Origin of the sequence: Qipengyuania rhodophyticola, assembly GCF_042493225.1 — a bacterium.
In the GTDB taxonomy this organism is placed as follows: Bacteria; Pseudomonadota; Alphaproteobacteria; order Sphingomonadales; family Sphingomonadaceae; genus Erythrobacter.
This window is the reverse complement of the sequence record NZ_CP170454.1, coordinates 2528283-2546697: the sequence shown is the minus strand read 5'-3', so window position 1 is coordinate 2546697 and position 18415 is coordinate 2528283. Positions and strand designations below refer to the sequence as shown.

The 18415-nt window shown below is 56.1% G+C and carries 16 protein-coding genes; 5 read left to right on the top strand and 11 right to left on the bottom strand.

Annotation, left to right across the window (positions count from 1 at the left end; all coding sequences use genetic code 11):
- Positions 1-40 precede the first annotated feature (40 nt).
- The gene (locus ACFCXQ_RS12170; RefSeq protein WP_379550933.1) at positions 41-919 is read right to left on the bottom strand and encodes a GGDEF domain-containing protein; all 879 of its coding nucleotides are present in this window, start codon (positions 917-919) and stop codon (positions 41-43) included.
- 967 nt (positions 920-1886) lie between these two features.
- Between ACFCXQ_RS12170 and ACFCXQ_RS12165 the strand changes: the two genes are divergently transcribed.
- The 3 genes from ACFCXQ_RS12165 (at position 1887) to uvrA (ending at position 5787) form a co-directional block, all read left to right on the top strand.
- A complete protein-coding gene (locus ACFCXQ_RS12165) occupies positions 1887-2372 on the top strand; it encodes an SET domain-containing protein-lysine N-methyltransferase (RefSeq protein ID WP_379550931.1) in 486 nt (161 codons plus the stop codon).
- The gene (locus tag ACFCXQ_RS12160) at positions 2369-2611 is read left to right on the top strand and encodes a hypothetical protein (RefSeq protein WP_379550929.1); all 243 of its coding nucleotides are present in this window, start codon (positions 2369-2371) and stop codon (positions 2609-2611) included. Before ACFCXQ_RS12165 ends, ACFCXQ_RS12160 begins: the two co-directional genes overlap by 4 nt.
- Positions 2612-2877: 266 nt before the next feature.
- Positions 2878-5787 carry an excinuclease ABC subunit UvrA gene (gene uvrA / locus ACFCXQ_RS12155; RefSeq protein ID WP_379550927.1) on the top strand — a complete coding sequence of 970 codons (2910 nt, stop codon included), beginning with the start codon at positions 2878-2880 and terminating at the stop codon, positions 5785-5787.
- Between the two features lie 249 nt (positions 5788-6036).
- Here the strand turns inward: uvrA and ACFCXQ_RS12150 are convergent, their stop codons facing one another.
- Together ACFCXQ_RS12150 and ACFCXQ_RS12145 are read right to left on the bottom strand one after the other, a co-directional pair.
- Entirely contained in the window at positions 6037-6564 is a 528-nt protein-coding gene (locus tag ACFCXQ_RS12150) for a septal ring lytic transglycosylase RlpA family protein (RefSeq protein WP_379550925.1), read from the bottom strand.
- A gap of 825 nt (positions 6565-7389) precedes the next feature.
- On the bottom strand, positions 7390-8613 hold the full coding sequence (locus ACFCXQ_RS12145) for an argininosuccinate synthase (RefSeq protein WP_379550923.1): 1224 nt from the start codon (positions 8611-8613) through the stop codon (positions 7390-7392).
- A 141-nt stretch (positions 8614-8754) separates the two neighbouring features.
- Between ACFCXQ_RS12145 and ACFCXQ_RS12140 the strand changes: the two genes are divergently transcribed.
- Positions 8755-10110, top strand: a complete 1356-nt coding sequence (locus ACFCXQ_RS12140; protein WP_379550921.1) for an acyltransferase family protein — start codon at positions 8755-8757, stop codon at positions 10108-10110.
- On the opposite strand, the gene ACFCXQ_RS12135 is transcribed toward ACFCXQ_RS12140, so the two are convergent.
- Complete coding sequence (locus ACFCXQ_RS12135) at positions 10103-11350, bottom strand: class I SAM-dependent methyltransferase (RefSeq protein WP_379550919.1); 1248 nt, start codon at positions 11348-11350, stop codon at positions 10103-10105. The two genes, ACFCXQ_RS12140 and ACFCXQ_RS12135, sit on opposite strands and share 8 nt — an antisense overlap.
- A gap of 79 nt (positions 11351-11429) precedes the next feature.
- Positions 11430-12746, bottom strand: a complete 1317-nt coding sequence (locus ACFCXQ_RS12130; protein ID WP_379550917.1) for a class I SAM-dependent methyltransferase — start codon at positions 12744-12746, stop codon at positions 11430-11432.
- A gap of 114 nt (positions 12747-12860) precedes the next feature.
- Here ACFCXQ_RS12130 and ACFCXQ_RS12125 point away from each other — a divergent pair, with 114 nt between their 5' ends.
- Entirely contained in the window at positions 12861-13301 is a 441-nt protein-coding gene (locus ACFCXQ_RS12125; RefSeq protein WP_379550915.1) for a DUF1801 domain-containing protein, read from the top strand.
- Between the two features lie 25 nt (positions 13302-13326).
- Here ACFCXQ_RS12125 and ACFCXQ_RS12120 read toward each other — a convergent pair whose 3' ends face one another.
- From ACFCXQ_RS12120 to rlmN, 6 genes are all read right to left on the bottom strand, one after another.
- A complete protein-coding gene (locus ACFCXQ_RS12120; RefSeq protein ID WP_379550913.1) occupies positions 13327-14091 on the bottom strand; it encodes a molybdopterin-binding protein in 765 nt (254 codons plus the stop codon).
- Positions 14088-14750, bottom strand: coding sequence for a cytochrome b/b6 domain-containing protein (locus tag ACFCXQ_RS12115; protein ID WP_379550911.1), 663 nt, complete (start codon positions 14748-14750; stop codon positions 14088-14090). The genes ACFCXQ_RS12120 and ACFCXQ_RS12115 overlap by 4 nt, the downstream gene beginning before the upstream one ends.
- A 4-nt stretch (positions 14751-14754) precedes the next feature.
- Positions 14755-15528 carry an SDR family oxidoreductase gene (locus ACFCXQ_RS12110; RefSeq protein WP_379550909.1) on the bottom strand — a complete coding sequence of 258 codons (774 nt, stop codon included), beginning with the start codon at positions 15526-15528 and terminating at the stop codon, positions 14755-14757.
- A gap of 67 nt (positions 15529-15595) precedes the next feature.
- Positions 15596-16243, bottom strand: a complete 648-nt coding sequence (locus tag ACFCXQ_RS12105) for an MOSC domain-containing protein (protein ID WP_379550907.1) — start codon at positions 16241-16243, stop codon at positions 15596-15598.
- 163 nt (positions 16244-16406) lie between these two features.
- Complete coding sequence (locus tag ACFCXQ_RS12100) at positions 16407-16859, bottom strand: hypothetical protein (RefSeq protein WP_379550905.1); 453 nt, start codon at positions 16857-16859, stop codon at positions 16407-16409.
- A 291-nt stretch (positions 16860-17150) separates the two neighbouring features.
- Positions 17151-18389 (bottom strand): 23S rRNA (adenine(2503)-C(2))-methyltransferase RlmN, encoded by a 1239-nt coding sequence (gene rlmN / locus ACFCXQ_RS12095; RefSeq protein WP_379550903.1) that lies wholly within the window; start codon positions 18387-18389, stop codon positions 17151-17153.
- Positions 18390-18415 lie beyond the last annotated feature (26 nt).

Sequence of the window (18415 nt, the reverse complement as noted above, 5' to 3'; positions counted from 1 at the left end):
GCGAGCGCGAGATCAAATCCTCTCGCGCTCGCAGGACGGGTCACGCAGCTAAGGTGACTTGGTTTCGGCCGGCGCTTTTGGAGATATACATAGCGTCGTCTGAGCGGCTCAAGACTTGGTCCAATTCTTCACCTGCATGTTGTTGCGCCACCCCGATCGAAGCGGAGCAGTGAATGTCGGAGCTTCGGCCTTTGAAGGGGTTGAAAGACGCCGGGATCTGCTTGATCCGTGCGCGAACTTTCTCAGCAATCAATTGTGCCTGTGCGCTGCTTAGCTGATCAAGCACCAGCACAAATTCGTCACCACCAAGGCGAACGCAGCTATGGCGTCCGTCTGGCAAATCATCGCGAATATCGGTCATCACACTCGCCACTTTGAGCAGTAATGCGTCGCCCGTTTTGTGGCCCAGCTGGTCATTGACTTCCTTGAAATTGTCGAGGTCGATGGTGACGAAAGACCGCAGGTTACCCTCAGGCAGATTGACATCATATTCGGCGAAAAACGCGCGGCGGTTGGAAAGGCCAGTCAAGGGATCATGATGAGCGAGATAGTGCGCATCTTCTAGAGCGTTCAGAAGGCGCGCGCTCAATTGCCGGTGGTCCAGCTTAAGCTTCGCTTCTGACTTGATGTTTTTTGCCCAACCAAGGCTAAAAATTGCAGGCCCAATAAGCAATGGGATGAGGATAGCAACCATCATCCAAGGCATTGGAGCGCCCATGGCGAGGTTGCCAATGCTGATCGACAGGATGAACGAGCCAATGAATGCGATCATCGCTTCAGCGATCACGCCGAAGGTTATGGTCACGAGTGTCACCCCGATGAGAACCACCCCCGCCACGGCCATACGCGCAGCTCCAGAGTCGCCATAGACGTCCAGGGACAGGAGCAAAGCCGCCCAGCTAGCTCCGGAGAGCAGCATTGCAAGGCACATGAATCTAACACCGCGGTCGGTCGGGACACGCTCTTCAAGCAGTTGCTTTAAGTTGCCCGCTGTTCGGCGGGTTATGGCCAGCGATGCGAATCGAAAGCCAAAGGCGGCCATGAGTGAAGCCTTGTTGGCAACCAAAAAGATCGCAACAACGAGAGTTAGGAGTGCTATCCAATGAGCAGCAGCAACGCGTGCTTCTCGGTCGATCATCGTCCTGAGAACTTCTAACCGCCAAGAAGTATCATAGTCGGAGGCGCCGCTTGTCATCCAGCGCAAGGCAAACAAATCTTTCACGTTTCTAATCACCGAGTTGGCCCCCTCAGACCTATCCTGTGATCAGAAATACGAAAGCTTGATTGGTGAGTGGTTGTCTACGGCTTAGGTAGTTGAGCTTAGTCCAACGATGTGCGCTTAAATTGGGCGTACCACTGGCCGTTCTGCTTTCTATTTTGGTGCGAACATCCAGGAGAGCACACAGCTGCGGCTCTCGAACGCATACCGTGCGTTGTTAGCGCTGATTATCTGTTTCCCTGAAAGCGGACGAACCTTGCCTCAATTTGGGATGTCTAGATTTGGGGGTGAAAGCGGACTGCAAGGATTGTGGTAAATATTAACCGCCCACTTCTTATGACCAGCAACTTGTAAATCGTGATGGTCATCACCATTTCATAAACATCGAGAGCACGGTTTATGCGCCCTTTCGACTGAGAGACAATTGCGCTCCCGCATTAGGGAGAAAGCGACTTGAGCCTCAACAGACTTCTTTATAACCACCAGATCGCTTTGATGAATGCTGCGACGGCAGAATCTCGGCCTGCGCCGAACGGCTGCGTCGATCATCATGCGAACTTGATTCACGAAGCTCGACAAAAACTCGGCGTCGCCCACTACCCTTTCGCAAAGATCAGGGCCGCTGGCTCACTGTCTTATCGCCCAACTTCAGACTGAGGAATCTCACATGATAGCTGCTATCGAAGAACGCACTGCAGATGGTCGCGGTCAAGGCGTCTTTGCCTTAGGATCATTCAGCAAAGGGGACATTCTCTATGTCGGCGTGCTTGATGATAGGCCAATAACCAATCACTCGCATGCTTCGCAAATCAGCGAGACCAGCTTTGGATTTCACACAGGATTGAGTTCCAAGTTCAACCATTCTTGCGATCCGAATTGCGGCATCGTGCTCAACCATTCCGGAGGCCATAATATTGTCGCGATGTGTAATATCGCTGCCGAAGACGAAGCCACATATGACTACGCAATGCGCAACTATCGGATCGAACATTTCGCCGGCCCGTGCGGTTGTGGGCAAGGGAATTGCCGCCGGTCAATCACAGGCTGGAAAGACCTGCCTCAGCAACGCAAGCATGATTACGCCGGATTCGTCGCGCCGTACCTTATCGAGATGGACGCCGAGCTTTCGCACCTCGAAAGGATAGTTACATGATGATCCCTGACAAGTTCCTTCCGCGCTGCCACCCCCACATGCTGTGTGAGGATGGCGGTATAGACACCTCTCAATGTGAGGCGCTGACGCAAGACATGGCTGAGCTTCGGGAAATGGGCATTATTCTCACCTTGGTGGGAAGCTATGCGGTTGGTACCTACCTATACACCAATCTCAGCGATGCGCTTGCACAAGCACGCAATAATCAACCACAACTACAAAAAACCCCCGCCGATTAGCGACAGGGGATAAAGTTGGAGATCAAAAGGCAAGTTGCCCTAAAATCCCTCGGGTCGCATCGTTGCAGATGCACCCTGCATTTCAAGAGCCGAGAGCGGTTAAACCCCCGGCTCTGATTGGTTGGTGTGTAGCCCTGCGATCTGTCCAAGATTTCCGAGCCGTAGCAGGATAGTTTATGCGCGAACATTTGCGGAACAAATTGGTTTGAGCTAGGCTGTGTATTCACCTCTAGACTCATCCCGCATTAGTCCCCAATTGGATCTGCATGGCTCTCACAAAGATAAGCGTCAAAGGCGCCCGCGAACATAATCTCAAAGGCGTTGATATTGATCTGCCGCGTGACGCGCTGATCGTGATCACGGGCCTGTCTGGCTCGGGCAAAAGCTCGCTTGCTTTCGATACAATCTATGCCGAGGGGCAGCGGCGCTATGTCGAGAGCCTTTCTGCCTATGCGCGGCAATTTCTCGAAATGATGCAGAAGCCGGACGTCGAGCATATCGATGGTCTGTCTCCGGCGATTTCGATTGAGCAGAAGACGACGAGCCGCAATCCGCGCTCGACTGTTGCGACCGTAACCGAGATCTATGATTACATGCGTCTTTTGTGGGCGCGGGTTGGCGTGCCGTATAGCCCCGCGACGGGCAAGCCGATCAGTGCGCAGACCGTCAGCCAGATGGTCGACCGGGTGATGGAGCTTGAGGAAGGCAAGCGGCTGTATCTGCTCGCGCCGGTGGTGCGCGGACGCAAGGGTGAATATCGCAAAGAGCTGGCCGAGTGGCAGAAGGCGGGCTTCACCCGTGTGCGGATCGACGGCGAGATCTATCCGATTGAGGAAGCGCCTGCGCTCGACAAGAAATTCAAGCATGACATCGAAGTGGTGGTTGACCGGATCGCCGTCAAAGAGGGCATTCAAACCCGGCTGGCCGACAGTTTTGAGACGGCGCTGAAACTGGCCGAGGGGCTCGCCTATGTCGATTTGGCAGATGGCGTCGTGCCGGGCCGCGAGGATGAGGCCGAAGGTGGTGGCGCGATGAAGGGCGCAGGTATCCCCGCCAACCGCATCGTGTTCTCCGAAAAGTTCGCCTGCCCCGTATCCGGCTTCACGATTGAGGAAATCGAGCCGCGCCTGTTCTCGTTTAACGCGCCGCAAGGGGCCTGCGCGACATGCGACGGGCTTGGCGAGAAGCAGCTCTTCGATGAGCAGCTGGTCGTGCCGAATGAGGCGCTCACGCTCAAGAAAGGGGCGATTGCGCCTTGGGCGAAGTCTAACCCGCCAAGCCCCTATTACATGCAGGTGCTGACCAGTCTTGGCCGCGCCTATGACTTTAGCGTCGACACGCCGTGGAACGAGCTGGAGCCGGATCAGCGGCTGATCATCCTGCACGGCACGGGCGGCATGCCGGTTGAGCTGACGTTTAAGGATGGACGCAAGGAATACACTGTGCGCAAACCGTTTGAGGGTGTGATTGGCAATCTCAATCGCCGCATGCTGCAAACCGACAGCGCGTGGATGCGCGAGGAGCTGGGCAAGTTCCAGACGTCGCAGCCATGCGAGAGTTGCGGCGGCAAACGCCTCAATGAGAAAGCGCTGGCGGTGAAGATCCCGAGCGCCAATGGCCCCACCGATATTGCTGAGCCTGTTAAGATGAGCGTCGCTGATGCTAAGGCGTGGTTCCTCGATTTGGACACTCACCTCAATGAGCAGCAGTCGCAAATCGCCAAAGCGATCCTCAAAGAGATTAACGAGCGGCTTGGCTTCCTCGATAATGTTGGGCTCGATTATCTCAACCTCGACCGCACTTCAGGTACACTGTCGGGAGGCGAGAGCCAGCGCATCCGCCTTGCATCGCAAATCGGCTCTGGCCTCAGCGGAGTGCTCTATGTGCTCGACGAGCCCAGCATCGGCCTGCATCAGCGCGACAATGACCGCCTGCTCGAAACATTGAAGCGGTTGCGCGATCTCGGCAATACCGTGATCGTGGTCGAGCATGATGAGGATGCGATCCGTCAGGCCGATCATGTGGTTGACCTTGGCCCCGGCGCGGGTGTGCGCGGGGGCGAGGTGGTCGCGCAGGGCACGCTCAAACAGATCATGAAGTCCAAGAAGTCCATGACGGCGGACTACCTCACCGGGCGCCGCGAGATCGCCGTCCCGGCCACACGCCGCAAAGGCAATGGCCACAAGCTGACCGTCCACGGTGCGCAGGCGAACAACCTCACCAATGTCACGGCCAGCATCCCGCTCGGCACCTTCACCTGCATCACCGGCGTCTCCGGCTCGGGCAAGTCGAGCTTCACCATCGACACGCTCTACGCCGCCGCCGCCCGCACGCTCAACGGCGCGCGCATCATCGCGGGCAAGCACGAGAAGGTCACGGGCCTCGAATATTGCGACAAGGTGATCGAGATCGACCAATCGCCGATTGGCCGCACCCCGCGCTCAAACCCCGCGACCTATACCGGCGCCTTCACCAATATCCGGGACTGGTTCGCGGGCCTTCCCGAAAGCCAGGCGCGCGGCTACAAACCCGGCCGGTTCAGCTTCAATGTGAAGGGCGGCCGCTGCGAACAATGCAAGGGCGACGGCCTCATCAAGATCGAGATGCACTTCCTCCCCGATGTCTATGTCACCTGCGAGGAATGCGGCGGGCGGCGCTATAATCGAGAGACGCTGGAGGTGAAATTCAAGGGGCTCTCCATCGCCGACGTGCTCGACATGACGATTGAGGATGCGGAGGGCTTCTTCAAGGCTGTCCCGCCGATCCGCGACAAGATGGCGATGCTGAACGAGGTGGGGCTGGGCTATGTCAAGGTCGGGCAGCAGGCGACGACCCTATCGGGCGGCGAGGCGCAGCGGGTGAAGCTCGCGAAGGAACTCAGCAAGCGCAGCACGGGGCAGACGCTCTATATTCTGGATGAGCCGACGACGGGCCTGCATTTTGAGGATGTGCGCAAGCTGTTGGAAGTGTTGCACCGCCTGGTGGATCAGGGGAACAGCGTGGTGGTGATCGAGCATAACCTCGATGTGATTAAGACCGCGGATCATATTCTGGACCTTGGCCCGGAAGGCGGGGTTCGGGGCGGGGAAGTGGTCGCGGAGGGCACGCCGGAGGAAGTGGCGAAAGCTCCGCGCTCTTTTACGGGGCAATATCTCAAGGCGATGCTCGAACGGTAGAAGGAGGCTGCTGAGTGAGGTGTTTTTCAACGCAAGAGCTCGCAAGGGTGGAGTCGAAGACGGCCAAAGGCCACCGCCCGCCCGCAGCGGCGCGGACTTGTCCGCAAGCCGCGAGGAGATCGCAGTACGGAGGTGCTGCGGAACACAAATGATCGGAGCTTTACTGGCGGGTATCTTAAGGAGATGCTGGGAAAGTAGGGGGGAGCCGCACAGCAACGGCAACATGGGGAATACGGGCTGGTCTGGCGACTACTCCACCAGCTCCATCTTCACCCGCGCATGACCGCTGGCGATCATCCCAATCCGCTGCGCGGCGCCGCGCGACAGATCAATCGTCCGCCCTTTGATAAACGGCCCGCGATCATTGATGCGCACCGTAACTGACTTGCCATTTCGCGGGTTGGTTACGCGGACTTTCGTGCCGAAGGGTAGGGTCTTATGCGCGGCGGTCATCGCGTTCATATTGAAACGCTCGCCATTCGCGGTCAGGCGGCCATGAAACCGCCGTCCGTAATACGACGCGACACCATTGCCGAGGGTGCGGATGGTGGGCGATTGCTCGATCTCTCTGGGCGGAGTGATCGTGGTGATGTCGACCGCGCCGGAAGCCACACCATCATCGCCAGGCAGAATCTGAAAAGCGGCAAAGCTGTCGTCAAAAGGAGGCGCATCTGGCGCTCCGTCTTCTTGCAGGGCCTGAGATGCCTGCGCGTTGAGCTGCACCGCCCCCAAGCTCATCACACCTATCCCGATTACGGCGCCTATTTTGATGCGCATGATACCCTCCACCCTCTGACTCAATAGGTAGCGCGAAAAGGTAAAGCGAGTCTGGTGTTTGGGGGAGGTCGCCGCAATCTCGTCACGGCTCAGCGAAATTTACAGCCTGAAAGCAAGGATGCGATCGACCTAATGAAGCGGCGTGAAACTCTGCTACACAATGCAAATGGGGCCGGCATTTCTGCCGACCCCACTCTCACCAATGCGTGGGCATGTCCGAAAACGTGCGCTTGGCATCCGATGTTTTCCCTTCTGGTCCATCCGAAGATTTTCCATCCAGTTCTATCACCGGTGCTCGCACCGGCATCCGAAGTTGCCATCCAGCCTGCTGTTACCGAACATGTCTGGCCGAAACCTTCTTTGCTCTGTTGCAGCGTACCTTCATCTGGCTACTCCGCAGCCTGACCTTCCTTTAATGGTCGGCGCAATTCCGATTTCGCGTTGTACATTCCGAAGAATATTCCCCGCGTTGTCAGTTGCAGCCGACCGGTTGGCCCTGCTCATTTCAAGATACCTTCGCTTGTCCTTCATCGACTGTCTTTGTGCCGGGCCGAAACCCTTTACTCCGTCAGTCTCACGACATGCGTGGACAGATCTTAAAACGTCTTTGCGACTAAAAATCCTCTCTTATTTTCAGACCGTTAGATCTTTAAATTTGAGAGCGTTTCTCTCCGCTCCGATGAATTAAAATTGCGCTTTCAGAATCGATTTTTCAAGGCTGACAAGCCCGACTTATCCACCTTTTGCGGAATCTCTTGTGGAGGAGAGTGGATAACTCAGCATCCCATCGCTGCATTGCGGGACCGCGTAAGAATCTTACAAGATTCAGCGACCGTCACGCTTGGCGAGCAGCTTGAGTCGCAAGGCATTGAGCTTGATAAAGCCCTCCGCGTCCTTCTGATCATACGCGCCGGCATCATCTTCAAACGTAACCACATCCTCGCTGTAGAGATTGAAATTGACGTCCGCGCGCCGTCCAACGACTTGCGCATTGCCCTTATAGAGCTTGAGGCGAACATCGCCTGTTACGCCGCGCTGGCTATGATCGATGGCGGCTTGGAGCATCTCGCGCTCCGGCGCGAACCAGAAACCGTTATAGATGATTTCGGCATAGCGCGGCATCAGCTCATCTTTGAGGTGAGCGGCGCCGCGATCAAGCGTGAGCTGTTCAATCCCGCGATGCGCGCGCGCATAAATCTCGCCGCCAGGTGTCTCATACATGCCGCGCGACTTCATCCCGACAAAGCGGTTCTCAACTAGGTCAAGTCGGCCAATGCCATGCTTGCGGCCATAATCATTGAGAGCGGTAAGCAAAGTCGCAGGGCTCATCGCCTCACCATTGATTGCGACACCGTCGCCGCGCTCAAATGAAATGGTGATGTATTCTGGTGTTTCGGGCGCGTCCTCGGGATTGACCGTGCGAGAGTACACATAGTCCGGCGTTTCCTCCCAAGGGTCCTCCAGCACCTTACCTTCGGAAGACGTATGGAGCAGGTTTGCATCGGTGGAGAAGGGGCTCTCGCCGCGCTTATCTTTAGGCACATCAATCTGATGCGCCTCGGCCCATGCGATCAGCGCTGTGCGGCTTGTCAGATCCCACTCGCGCCATGGTGCGATAACGTGAATGTCTGGGTTGAGGGCATAGGCCGAGAGCTCAAAGCGAACCTGATCGTTGCCTTTGCCAGTCGCCCCATGTGCAATCGCGTCGGCACCGGTTTCCGCGGCAATCTCAATCAGGCGTTTGGAAATAAGTGGACGCGCGATGGACGTTCCCAGCAGATAGTCGCCCTCGTAGCGCGCGTTCGCACGCATCATCGGGAATACGAAATCGCGCACAAACTCCTCGCGCAGATCTTCGATAAAGATATGCTTATCCGGAATACCCATCGCGCGTGCCTTTGTGCGAGCAGGCTCGATCTCTTCACCTTGGCCGAGATCGGCGGTGAAAGTGACGACCTCTAGGTCGCGCTCAACCTCAAGCCATTTGGCGATTACAGAGGTATCGAGGCCGCCCGAATAGGCGAGTACTACACGTTTAATGTCAGACATGACTGCTCCAGCAAGAATTGCTGCGCCCGCTAACAGGCGTTGGGTAGCAGCGCAATTGCGATCAGCTTTGCAGGAGGCAAGTAAGGCTTGAAAGGATTTGGCAAGCCCTCACATATAGGCGAACGCCAGAGGGGGCTTTAGATGGCTGGGATGTGGAAAAAGGCGCGCGATCTCGCATCGCAAGCGCCGCCAGAACGCAATCGCTGGGTCGATTTCCTGCGTGCGCTTTCAATTCTCGCCGTGGTGTTTGGCCATTGGCTGATGGCTGGGCTTTATGTCGATGCGTCAGGCGAATTGCTGCGCGAGGACTTGCTGAGCACCGTGGAATGGACTCAGTGGCTGACTTGGGGTTTTCAGGTGATGCCGGTGTTTTTCCTAGTGGGCGGTTATTCCAACGGGGTGAGTTGGGGTGCGACTTTGCGCAAAGCGGAGGCAGGGCAGACCGGCGTTTATCGCGATTGGCTCGCAGCACGCGTACAACGCCTGATTGCACCGACCTTTCCAGTGTTGCTGTTATGGGCAGTGCTCGCGGTGGCGTTAACTCAGCTCGGCCTTTCACGCGAACAGATCCGTATGGCAACCGAGGCGGCGCTTATTCCAGTCTGGTTCCTCGCGGTGTACCTTCTGGTGACCGCCTGCACGCCGCTTACGCACCGCGCTTGGGAACGGTTTGGTTGGGCCAGTTTTGCGATCTACATTCCGCTTGCAATGACGACTGACTGGCTCACCTTCACGGTGGGTGTGCCGTGGATCAATTTCACCAATTTCCTGTGGGTGTTTCTTGGTATTCACCAGCTGGGATATGCGTGGCGGGCGGGGCGCTTTGACAATCGGATGGTTGCGTTCGGTTGTTTTGCTATTGGACTTGCCGTCTTGATTTCGATCACGGTTTACGGGTTTTATCCTGTGTCGATGGTGTCCGCGCCGGGCGGATTTTCCAATTCTCTTCCCCCAACATTGGCCCTGTTCGCTTTAGGAATTGTGCAAGTGGGATTGGTGCTTTCGCTTGAACCATTGGGGCGCAAAATGCTCGATAACCTCACGATATGGACCGCAACTGTGCTGATGAATGGGATGATTATGACCGTTTATCTGTGGCATCTTACCGCATTCGTGCTGGTCATGACGGTGACATGGCTGGCCTTTGGCGGTGCGGCGCTCGACTCCGTTCCTGGCAGCGGGGAATGGTGGGCATCGCGCCCGCTTTGGCTTGGGATCTACATTCTTGCCCTGTTGCCGATGATCGCGATCTTTGCGCGGAATGAGCGCACGTTTACAGCCATCAGGGGCGGACGCACCGTGCCCAAAGCGCGGGTCGTTGCCGGCGTATTTCTTATCTGCGCAGGCCTAGCAGCAACCGCCGGTGTTACGATCGCTAGCCCTGACAGCCTCTCTGGCATTCGTCTTTGGGTGGTCGCCGCACCGTTCATTGGGGCAGCGCTTCTGGGCTTTGGTCCAGCTTACAAGCCATCTAAGAAGACGCGGGCAGCTAAGTAGTAAGGAGCCTAGTCTCTTCCGCTTCAAGGTAGCCGCGCGTGATGGGCAGTGCATGCCGGCTGCGCGCAAATTGGATCTGATAATTGCCCATGCCGCCGCTTTCAAAAGCGGCCGTCGCACCGGCGAGATAAAACGTCCACATGCGATAGAAACGCTCATCAAACATGGCGATGATCGCATCGCGGTTCGCTTCGCAGCGTGCATACCACTCTCGTAGAGTGCGGGCATAGTGCAGTCGCAGTGTTTCGATATCAGTGTGGATCAAGCGGCTTTTCTCGCTCGCGGCGAGCGTTTCGCTCAGGGCGGGGATATACCCTCCAGGGAAGATGTACTTGGACGTGAAAGCGTCGGTTTTTCCGGGTGAGCCGAACCGCCCAATCGTGTGAAGCAGCATGACACCGTCATCTGTGAGCAGATTTGCGCAAGCACGGAAGAAGGTTTCAAACTGAGGCCTGCCGACATGTTCGAACATGCCAACGGAGACGATACGGTCAAACCGCTCTCCGCGCTTCGCCAAATCGCGATAATCGACGATCTCGAAAGTGACCTTGTCAGAAACGCCGGCTTTGTCGGCTCGGTCAACGGCAAGCGCAATTTGCTCTTCGCTGAGTGTGATGCCGTGAACCTCAACGTTGAAGTGCTTCGCGAGGTAAATTGCCATGCCGCCCCAACCGCATCCGATGTCGAGTACGCGGTCACCGCCGCGCAAGGCCAGTTTTGCCGCGATATGAGCAAGCTTGGCCTCTTGTGCCTGTGACAGTGTCTCGGCACCATCGGGCCAATAGGCGCAGCTATATTGCATGTGCTCCGGGTCGAGCATCAGATGATAGAGTTCATTACCGATGTCATAGTGATGCGCGACATTCCGTTTGGAAGAGCGTGCCTCATTGAAAGAGGTGGCAATGAACTTCGCTCGGTTCTTTAATCCAGTGAGCGGAGAGGGGGCCTTGAGTTTGCCGCCGCGCTCCCATGGCTTGTTTGCGCGCAGCAGCTGAACCAGCTGCATCACATCGCCTTCCTCAATCACAATGCGGCCGTCCATATATGCTTCGCCTGCGCCAAGGCGCGGGTCTAGCAATACGTCGCGCGCGACCTTGCTGTCGGTCAGGCGGATGCTGACTTCGGGGAAGCCCGGGGTGGGGGATCCGATCTGATGAACTGCACCGTTTGCCATGGTGATGGTCAAGCGGCCTTGCTTGACTACCGCGCCTAGAAACTTGTCGATCAGTGAATTGCTCAAAGGGTCACCTATTAATTGGTCTTATTGCCCCTGCTGTTCGCTTGCACCCGTGAAAGCGTTACTCAGTCAGAGCTTCGGATCACTCGGCCGCTTCTTTCAGGCCAGGATCGAATCGCCAACTAGGCACTTTGCCTTTCTCACGAAGGCGGGCCAATTCTTCGAGCATATATTCGCGCGTCATCGGCACAGCAGCCCTGTCTTTGACATATTGGACTTGCCAATTGACCATCGTGCCATTGCGGAAGCTTTGTTCAGCACCCGCCAGATAGAACAGCCACATGCGATAGAATTGTTCGTCATACATGGCCTCAATCTCCGCGCGGTGCATAACCGTGCGATTGTACCATTCTTCCAATGTGTGGGAGTAGTGGAAGCGCATCGCCTCCACATCCATCACCTGCCAGCCATTCTTCTCGCTCTCAGTCACGAGTTCGCTCAGGGCAGGGATGTACCCACCTGGGAATATGTATTTCCGGGTCCAAGCATCAGTATAGCCGGGCGGGCCGGCGCGCCCACAGCAATGGCTGACCATCACGCCATCGGGCTTGAGTAAGCGGTGCGTATGCTCAAAGAACTGCGGATAGTGCATGGTGCCGACATGTTCGAGCAAGCCGACGCTGACGATGCGGTCAAACTCGCCCTCAACATCGCGGTAGTCCATCAGCGCGAATTGAACTTTGTCTTCAACACCCAGCTCTTTGGCGCGCTCTTTACAGCATTCGATTTGGTCCGGTGCCAGCGCGACACCAATCACTTCAACATCATACATCTCGTGCAGGTACAGTGCGAAGCCGCCCCAGCCGCAGCCGATGTCGAGCACTTTCATTCCGGGCTCTATGCGCATCTTTGATGCAATATGCGCCTTCTTATCCATCTGTGCCTGCTCGAGGCTTGTTTTGGACGGATCATCCTCGCGATAATACGCCATTGTGTATTGGCGATCTTCATCGAGGAAGCGCTCATAAAGCTCGCGGGTCAGGTCATAATGGTGTTCGGCGTTCTTGCGAGCACTGCCACGCAGATTGATCCCGTCAAGCGCCGCGATTGCCTTTTGTGCCACCGTGCGAAGAGGCCCCTTGGCTTGCAGAGAGCGTTCACCGAGGCGCTTGGCATTCATCGTCACGAATAGGATCATGTCGCGAATGTCATGTGGTTCTTCAACCACCAGCCATTCCCACATGAAAGCCTCGCCAGCGCCCATTTGAGGGTAGCGCGCGATATGCTTAGCGGCTTTTTTGTTGGTCAATCGAATACGTACTGGTCCAGGCTTCCCACCTTCTTCAGGTGGATAGTCAGTGCCCCCGGGTCCATATGTATATTCTTTGCCATCGTAGTCTGTGATGACGAGCTGTCCCTGAATGATCGCCTTGCGAAGAAACTTGTCTAACAACCACATACTGCTCCGGGCTCCCCAATTTACGTCCCTAAACCTCACATGAATGTGACAGGGGTTTTCGCCAAGTCAATGCACGGCTAAAAGATACTATCAAATGCGGTCGAGGAAGACGGTATGGCAGAGGCGAAGACGCAGACGACGCAGGTTAATCCAGCGGAGTTTATCGAGGATATTGAGTATGCGGGAAAGCGAGAGGATGCGAAAGTTCTTGATGCGTTGTTTCGCAAGGTCACTGGTAAAGAGGCGAAGATGTGGGGGCCAACCATTATCGGATACGGTTCCTACAGCACAACGTATGAGAGTGGGCGCGATGTCCATTCACTGCGCACAGGCTTTAGCCCGCGCAAAGCCAAGCACTCATTCTACCTGATGGGGTGTTATTGCGACGAGGATACTGAAAAGCGCACCGTCGAACAGCTTACGCGGCTTGGCAAACACTCGCGCGGCAAGAGCTGCCTGTACGTAAACAAGCTCGCCGATATCGACTTGGCCGTGCTGGAAGAGATGATTGCCGACAATTGGGAAACGATGAACCGGATCTATCCGGACGATTGAACCTATTTCTCGGTCGCCGCTGCAATCAGATACCCGCGTACCATTGGTAACCGGCCCGATCTTCCCAGTAGCCGCCTTGCCCACCGCCAATATCGTCAAGGCTCGCAACCACCTCAATCGCGGTGAGGTATTTGGGATGCTTATAGCCAAGTTGACGCTCGATCCTCATCCGCAAAGGAGCACCATTTTTCACCGGTAGCGGCTCGCCATTGAGCAAATGCGCAACGATCGTTTGCGGGTGATAAGCGTCAATCATATCGACGCTTTCATAATAGTCTTGACCGTTGAGATTGTCTGCGCAGCGGAAGACGACAAACTGCGCTGTTTCTTGGACGCCCGCTTGGGCAAGCAGAGTTGAAAGTTGCGGGCCGGTCCACTCGCCAATCGCGCTCCATCCCTCGACGCAGTCATGCCTTGTCACCTGAGTGCGCTGGGGCAGGGCACGGAGCTGATCGAGCGTCAGGCTAAGCGGAGTGTCAACGAGGCCGCGCACCTCGAGGTTCCAATCGGCAAAGCCCGCCGCGACATGTTCCTGATAATCCCCGTTTTGCGGATTGACCGAGCCATTGCCTCGGAAATCAGGTGAGATCGCACTGCGCGGATATTCAGGCGCAAGCGCATTGCGATTGGTCAGCAGGCGGTGCGCACCCATGTGCCACTTTTCAGCGGCATTGAGCAGACTGGCACCTGCGTCGGTCTCAGCAACGCGGTTGCACCCCGCGAGAAAAGCCGCGCCGGCTGCTGCGAGAAAGCCGCGTCTTTTCATGCCGCGTTTTGTCTCAATGCTCATTGCTGGCCTCCTGTAATCATATCCCGGATCTGTCGGTATGGTTCCGCGAGCAGCACCAAGACTACATGCAGAACAAAGAAGCCGAAGAGCAGGAATGCAAAAATGAAATGTAGGCTGCGCGCGGATTGGCGTCCGCCAAGAAGGTCAACGAGCCAGCCAAAGGTCGGCTCCATCCCCGGACTAATCGAAATGCCGGTAAATACCATCATCGGCAGGAATACGCCGAGCACGATGCCGTATGTCAGCTTCTGCAGGAAGTTGTATTTCTGGTCGCCATGGTCGAAATTGAGCTTTGCGTGCTCGACAATGTCATGCCAAATCGCGCTTGGTTTCCACTCGGTGCGGCTTGTCACCAAATCTCGTACAAAATGCTTGTTGACCAGCATCGCGACCCACATAAATAGCAGCATCAGGGCAAACGGCCACGCGGCAAGATTATGCCAATCGCGTGCTACCGCGAGGCTGTAATAACCGGGGATTGTCATCCAGTCCGGGAAACGCGGAACGACAAGCCACGCTTGTTCGGCTGCGAAGCCCCAATCACCCCAATATAGGCGCCGGTGCGCGTTGGAAATCGTAAGGCCCGACATAAACAGGATCACCAAAAAGAACAGGTTGATCCAGTGCCACAGGCGGGTCGAAAGCGCGTGTTTCTTCATTAGCTTATCCCTCCATCGCCCTATCCCGAGCAAGGTATATCACATCGCGGTCTTGATCCAAAAGGTGCTGTCCGCTGTCGACAAATACGGTCTGCCCGCTGGCAAGGTTACGCCCTGCCAAAAACAGTGCTGCATCTGCGATTTCATCCGCGCCAGTTTTCCGGCCAAGTAGGTTGAGTTTGTGCGAGATGTCCGTTTCGTCCTCGCTTTGATCGTGGCTAGCCAGGATGGCGCCGGGCGCGAGGCCATAAATGCGGTCCGCTGAATTACTTCGGCCCTTGCTAAGCATGCCAATCGCCGAATGCAGCGCATTTTTGCTCATGGTGTAGCTGAAAAAATCCGGGTTCGTGTTTTCGATCTTCATGTCGGTCACGTTGATCACACAGGCACCGCCAGTCGTCCGGGGCGCGCTTAAATAGGCCTGCGCCATGCGTGCGGGCGTGATCGCATTTACCTGCATCGCGTTGTGGGATAACGCCGGGTCGAGCGCCCGCATGTCGTCATATTCAAACACGCTCGCGCAATTGACGAGGCATTGCCAATTGCCGGTCCGCGCCGATAGATCATGCACCATACGAACGGCGGCGTCCCCATCTGCAAGATCGCATTGGATGATCTCTGATGCTGGCAGGGTGTCTGCGAGATCTTGGGCATCGTCGGAGGACGAGTGGTAATGGATGATGACATGCCAGCCTGCTTCGCCGAATTTTTGTGCGATAGCACCGCCCAGTCGTTTGGCGCCGCCGGTGACAAGAACAGCAGGTCTGGATGTGTCCATGGCTCGTATGGAGCAGATTGCGCCGCTCAGGGGAAGGGCGAATAGCGAGAAATCTCAATCGGGTAGCCTAGCTGCCCAGCGCCTCGCGCACCTTTGTCCTCCAAAGCGCGCAGAGCTTTTCAAGCTCGGCAATCTCGTGCAGTTCATCGAGGCTCGCCTTGTGTTTTGGATCATAGAGCTTGGCAAAGAGCCGTGCGACGCTCCAATCAGTATGACCAGTTTCGATGCGCTCCAGCTCATCGCCAGCCTCCGCCGCACCTTCTTCAATTACCCGGTAATACCACCCGCAAGTGTGGTTTTGGATGATCGCTTTGACCATGCCTTTGCGCTGAAAGCGATGCTCGATCTTCCAGCAGGGCTGGCGCGGTTGGCTGATTTCTAGAAGCGCGCTGCCCAAACGAAAACGATCGCCAATATGCACGTTTTGTTCGGTGATGCCCTGCGCGACGATGTTTTCGCCGAATGCAGGTGCAGCAGTGAGAAGTTCATGCCCGCCAAGCCGGTCATTCCACCAACCATAATGGTCGAGCGGATAATGATGGACGGCCATGTCTGGCCCGCCGTGATGTTTGGTGTCTGCCACCATGTCGCCTTCAAGGCCGATATCGCGAATGGCGACCGGACCTTGCACCGGGTATTTGCCAATCGCGCTTAGCTCTACGCCATTAAATGGTTGGGGTTGCCCTATGCAAAGTGCCGAGATCTCAGCGCGCATTGCTGTCCCCTTTCAAATAGCTCAGTTGCGTGACTCGACGCGGCCGTACACGTCCTCAATATTCTTTTAAGCGGACTGAACGTCCTTTGCCACTTCGCATGAACAAAGAAAGGCGCGGCGTCCGTAGGAGATGTCCGGACGCCGCGCGCGATGAGCCATCAAATCAATAGCGGTAAGGTTTGTGCTTCAGCTTCTTCGCCTTGATGTGATCGCCGTGAGCTATATGCCCGTCGTGGGCATGATGGCCGTCATGGAATTTGTGATCATCATGATATTTGTGATTATGCTTCACATCATGGTGAACGAGACGATCATGGTGATGGAACTTCTTCTTGAAGTGTAGCTTGCTGTTGCGCTGATGAAACCGTGAGCTGCGGAAGTGGTGTTTGCCTTTGTACTTGCCAAAGTGCTTGCCACGGAACGATTTGCCTCGGAACTTCTTACCATACCGCTTGCCATATTCGGCCGTTTCGGCAGCGCCAGCATGTTCAACTCCAATTGAAGTTTGTGCAGTGACTGATGCGATTTGCGTGTCGGCTTGGGCTACCGCCGCATTGGCTGGCGCTACAAAGATGGCCATGGATGCGGCCGCGATAGCGATGAGTGACTTTTTCATTTCTATTCCTTTTCAGTAAAGCGCGGGGTTTGCCGCGAGCTATACTGGGCAGTTCGCCAAGGAATGAAACGTGGTTACCAAAAGGCAATAATAACAAGCCATCAATCAGGGGTTCATCAAAACTTGCTGTGTCAGCGAGAGGCGTCGTGGCGCCAATTTCACGCCTGTAGCGCGCCAATCTTTGGCCAAGACTGACCGTGCTTTTTTGCGGAAAAACCCGGCGATCGGTAAGGGGACGACGTTTTTTGGGGTCGTTAGCAAAGTGCCAGTTCGCGTGACCTTGATCGAGGTCTATTGCGATGATGCTAGAGCTGCTTCCCGGTCCCGTTCCGCGCGGCTTTTCTTCTCCGCTGCTGTTTTTAACTGGCCGCATGCCGCGTCAATATCGCGGCCTCGCGGTGTGCGCACTGGCGCGCTGATGCCGGACGCAAAGACAATCTCGCTGAATGCTGCAATCCGCTCGGGCGTAGAGCACTCATAGGCTGCACCGGGCCATGGGTTGAACGGTATGAGGTTCACTTTTGCCGGCAGGTCGAAATGTTTGATCAGACGCACGAGCTCGCGCGCATCTTCATCGCTATCGTTCTTATCCTTGAGCATCACATACTCAAAGGTGATACGCCGCGCGTTTGATGCGCCGGGATAATCCGCGCAGGCCTGAAGCAGCTCTTCAATGCCGTATTTCCGGTTGATCGGGACGATCTCGTCGCGAACATCCTTCGTCACCGCATGCAGTGACACCGCAAGGTTCACGCCAATTTCCTCGCCGCAGCGCTCCATCATTGGGACAACGCCGCTGGTCGAGAGCGTGATGCGGCGTTTCGACAGGGCGAGGCCTTCGCCATCCATGACCAGCGTCAGCGCGTCGCGAACATTGTCAAAGTTATAAAGCGGCTCACCCATGCCCATCATCACGATATTGGTGAGCAAGCGGCCATCGGCGCGGTATTCGGTTTCGGAGGCGTCCTCGGCGAAATCCATCTTACCTTTCGGCCACTCACCCAGCGCATCGCGTGCGAGCATCACTTGCCCGACAATCTCGCCAGGTGTCAGATTGCGCACCAAACGCATCGTGCCCGTGTGGCAGAAGGTGCAATTGAGCGTGCAGCCGACCTGGCTGGAAACACACAGCGTGCCGCGATCCGCATCGGGGATGAAGACCATCTCATAGTCATGGCCGTCCGCTGTCTGGAGTAGCCATTTGCGTGTACCGTCGTTAGAATGCTGCGCCTCGACAACATGCGGGCGATCAATCACGAAACGTTCAATGAGCCATGGACGCATAGTCTTGGCGATGTCGGTCATCGAGTCAAAATCACCCACACCGCGGTGGTAAATCCAGTGATAGACCTGCTTTGAGCGCAGCTTGGCCTGTTTCGCGTCCAGACCAGCCTCTGCAAACAGATCGCGAATGCGCGCTTTGGGTAGGCCCATCAGATCAATACGGCCATCGGCTCGCGGCGTGATGTCACGTGCGACGGGAACCGGATCGACCTGTCCGGCGATGGGCATAAGATTAGTGTCGGCCATGGGAGAGGCGCATATAGGGGCGGTGA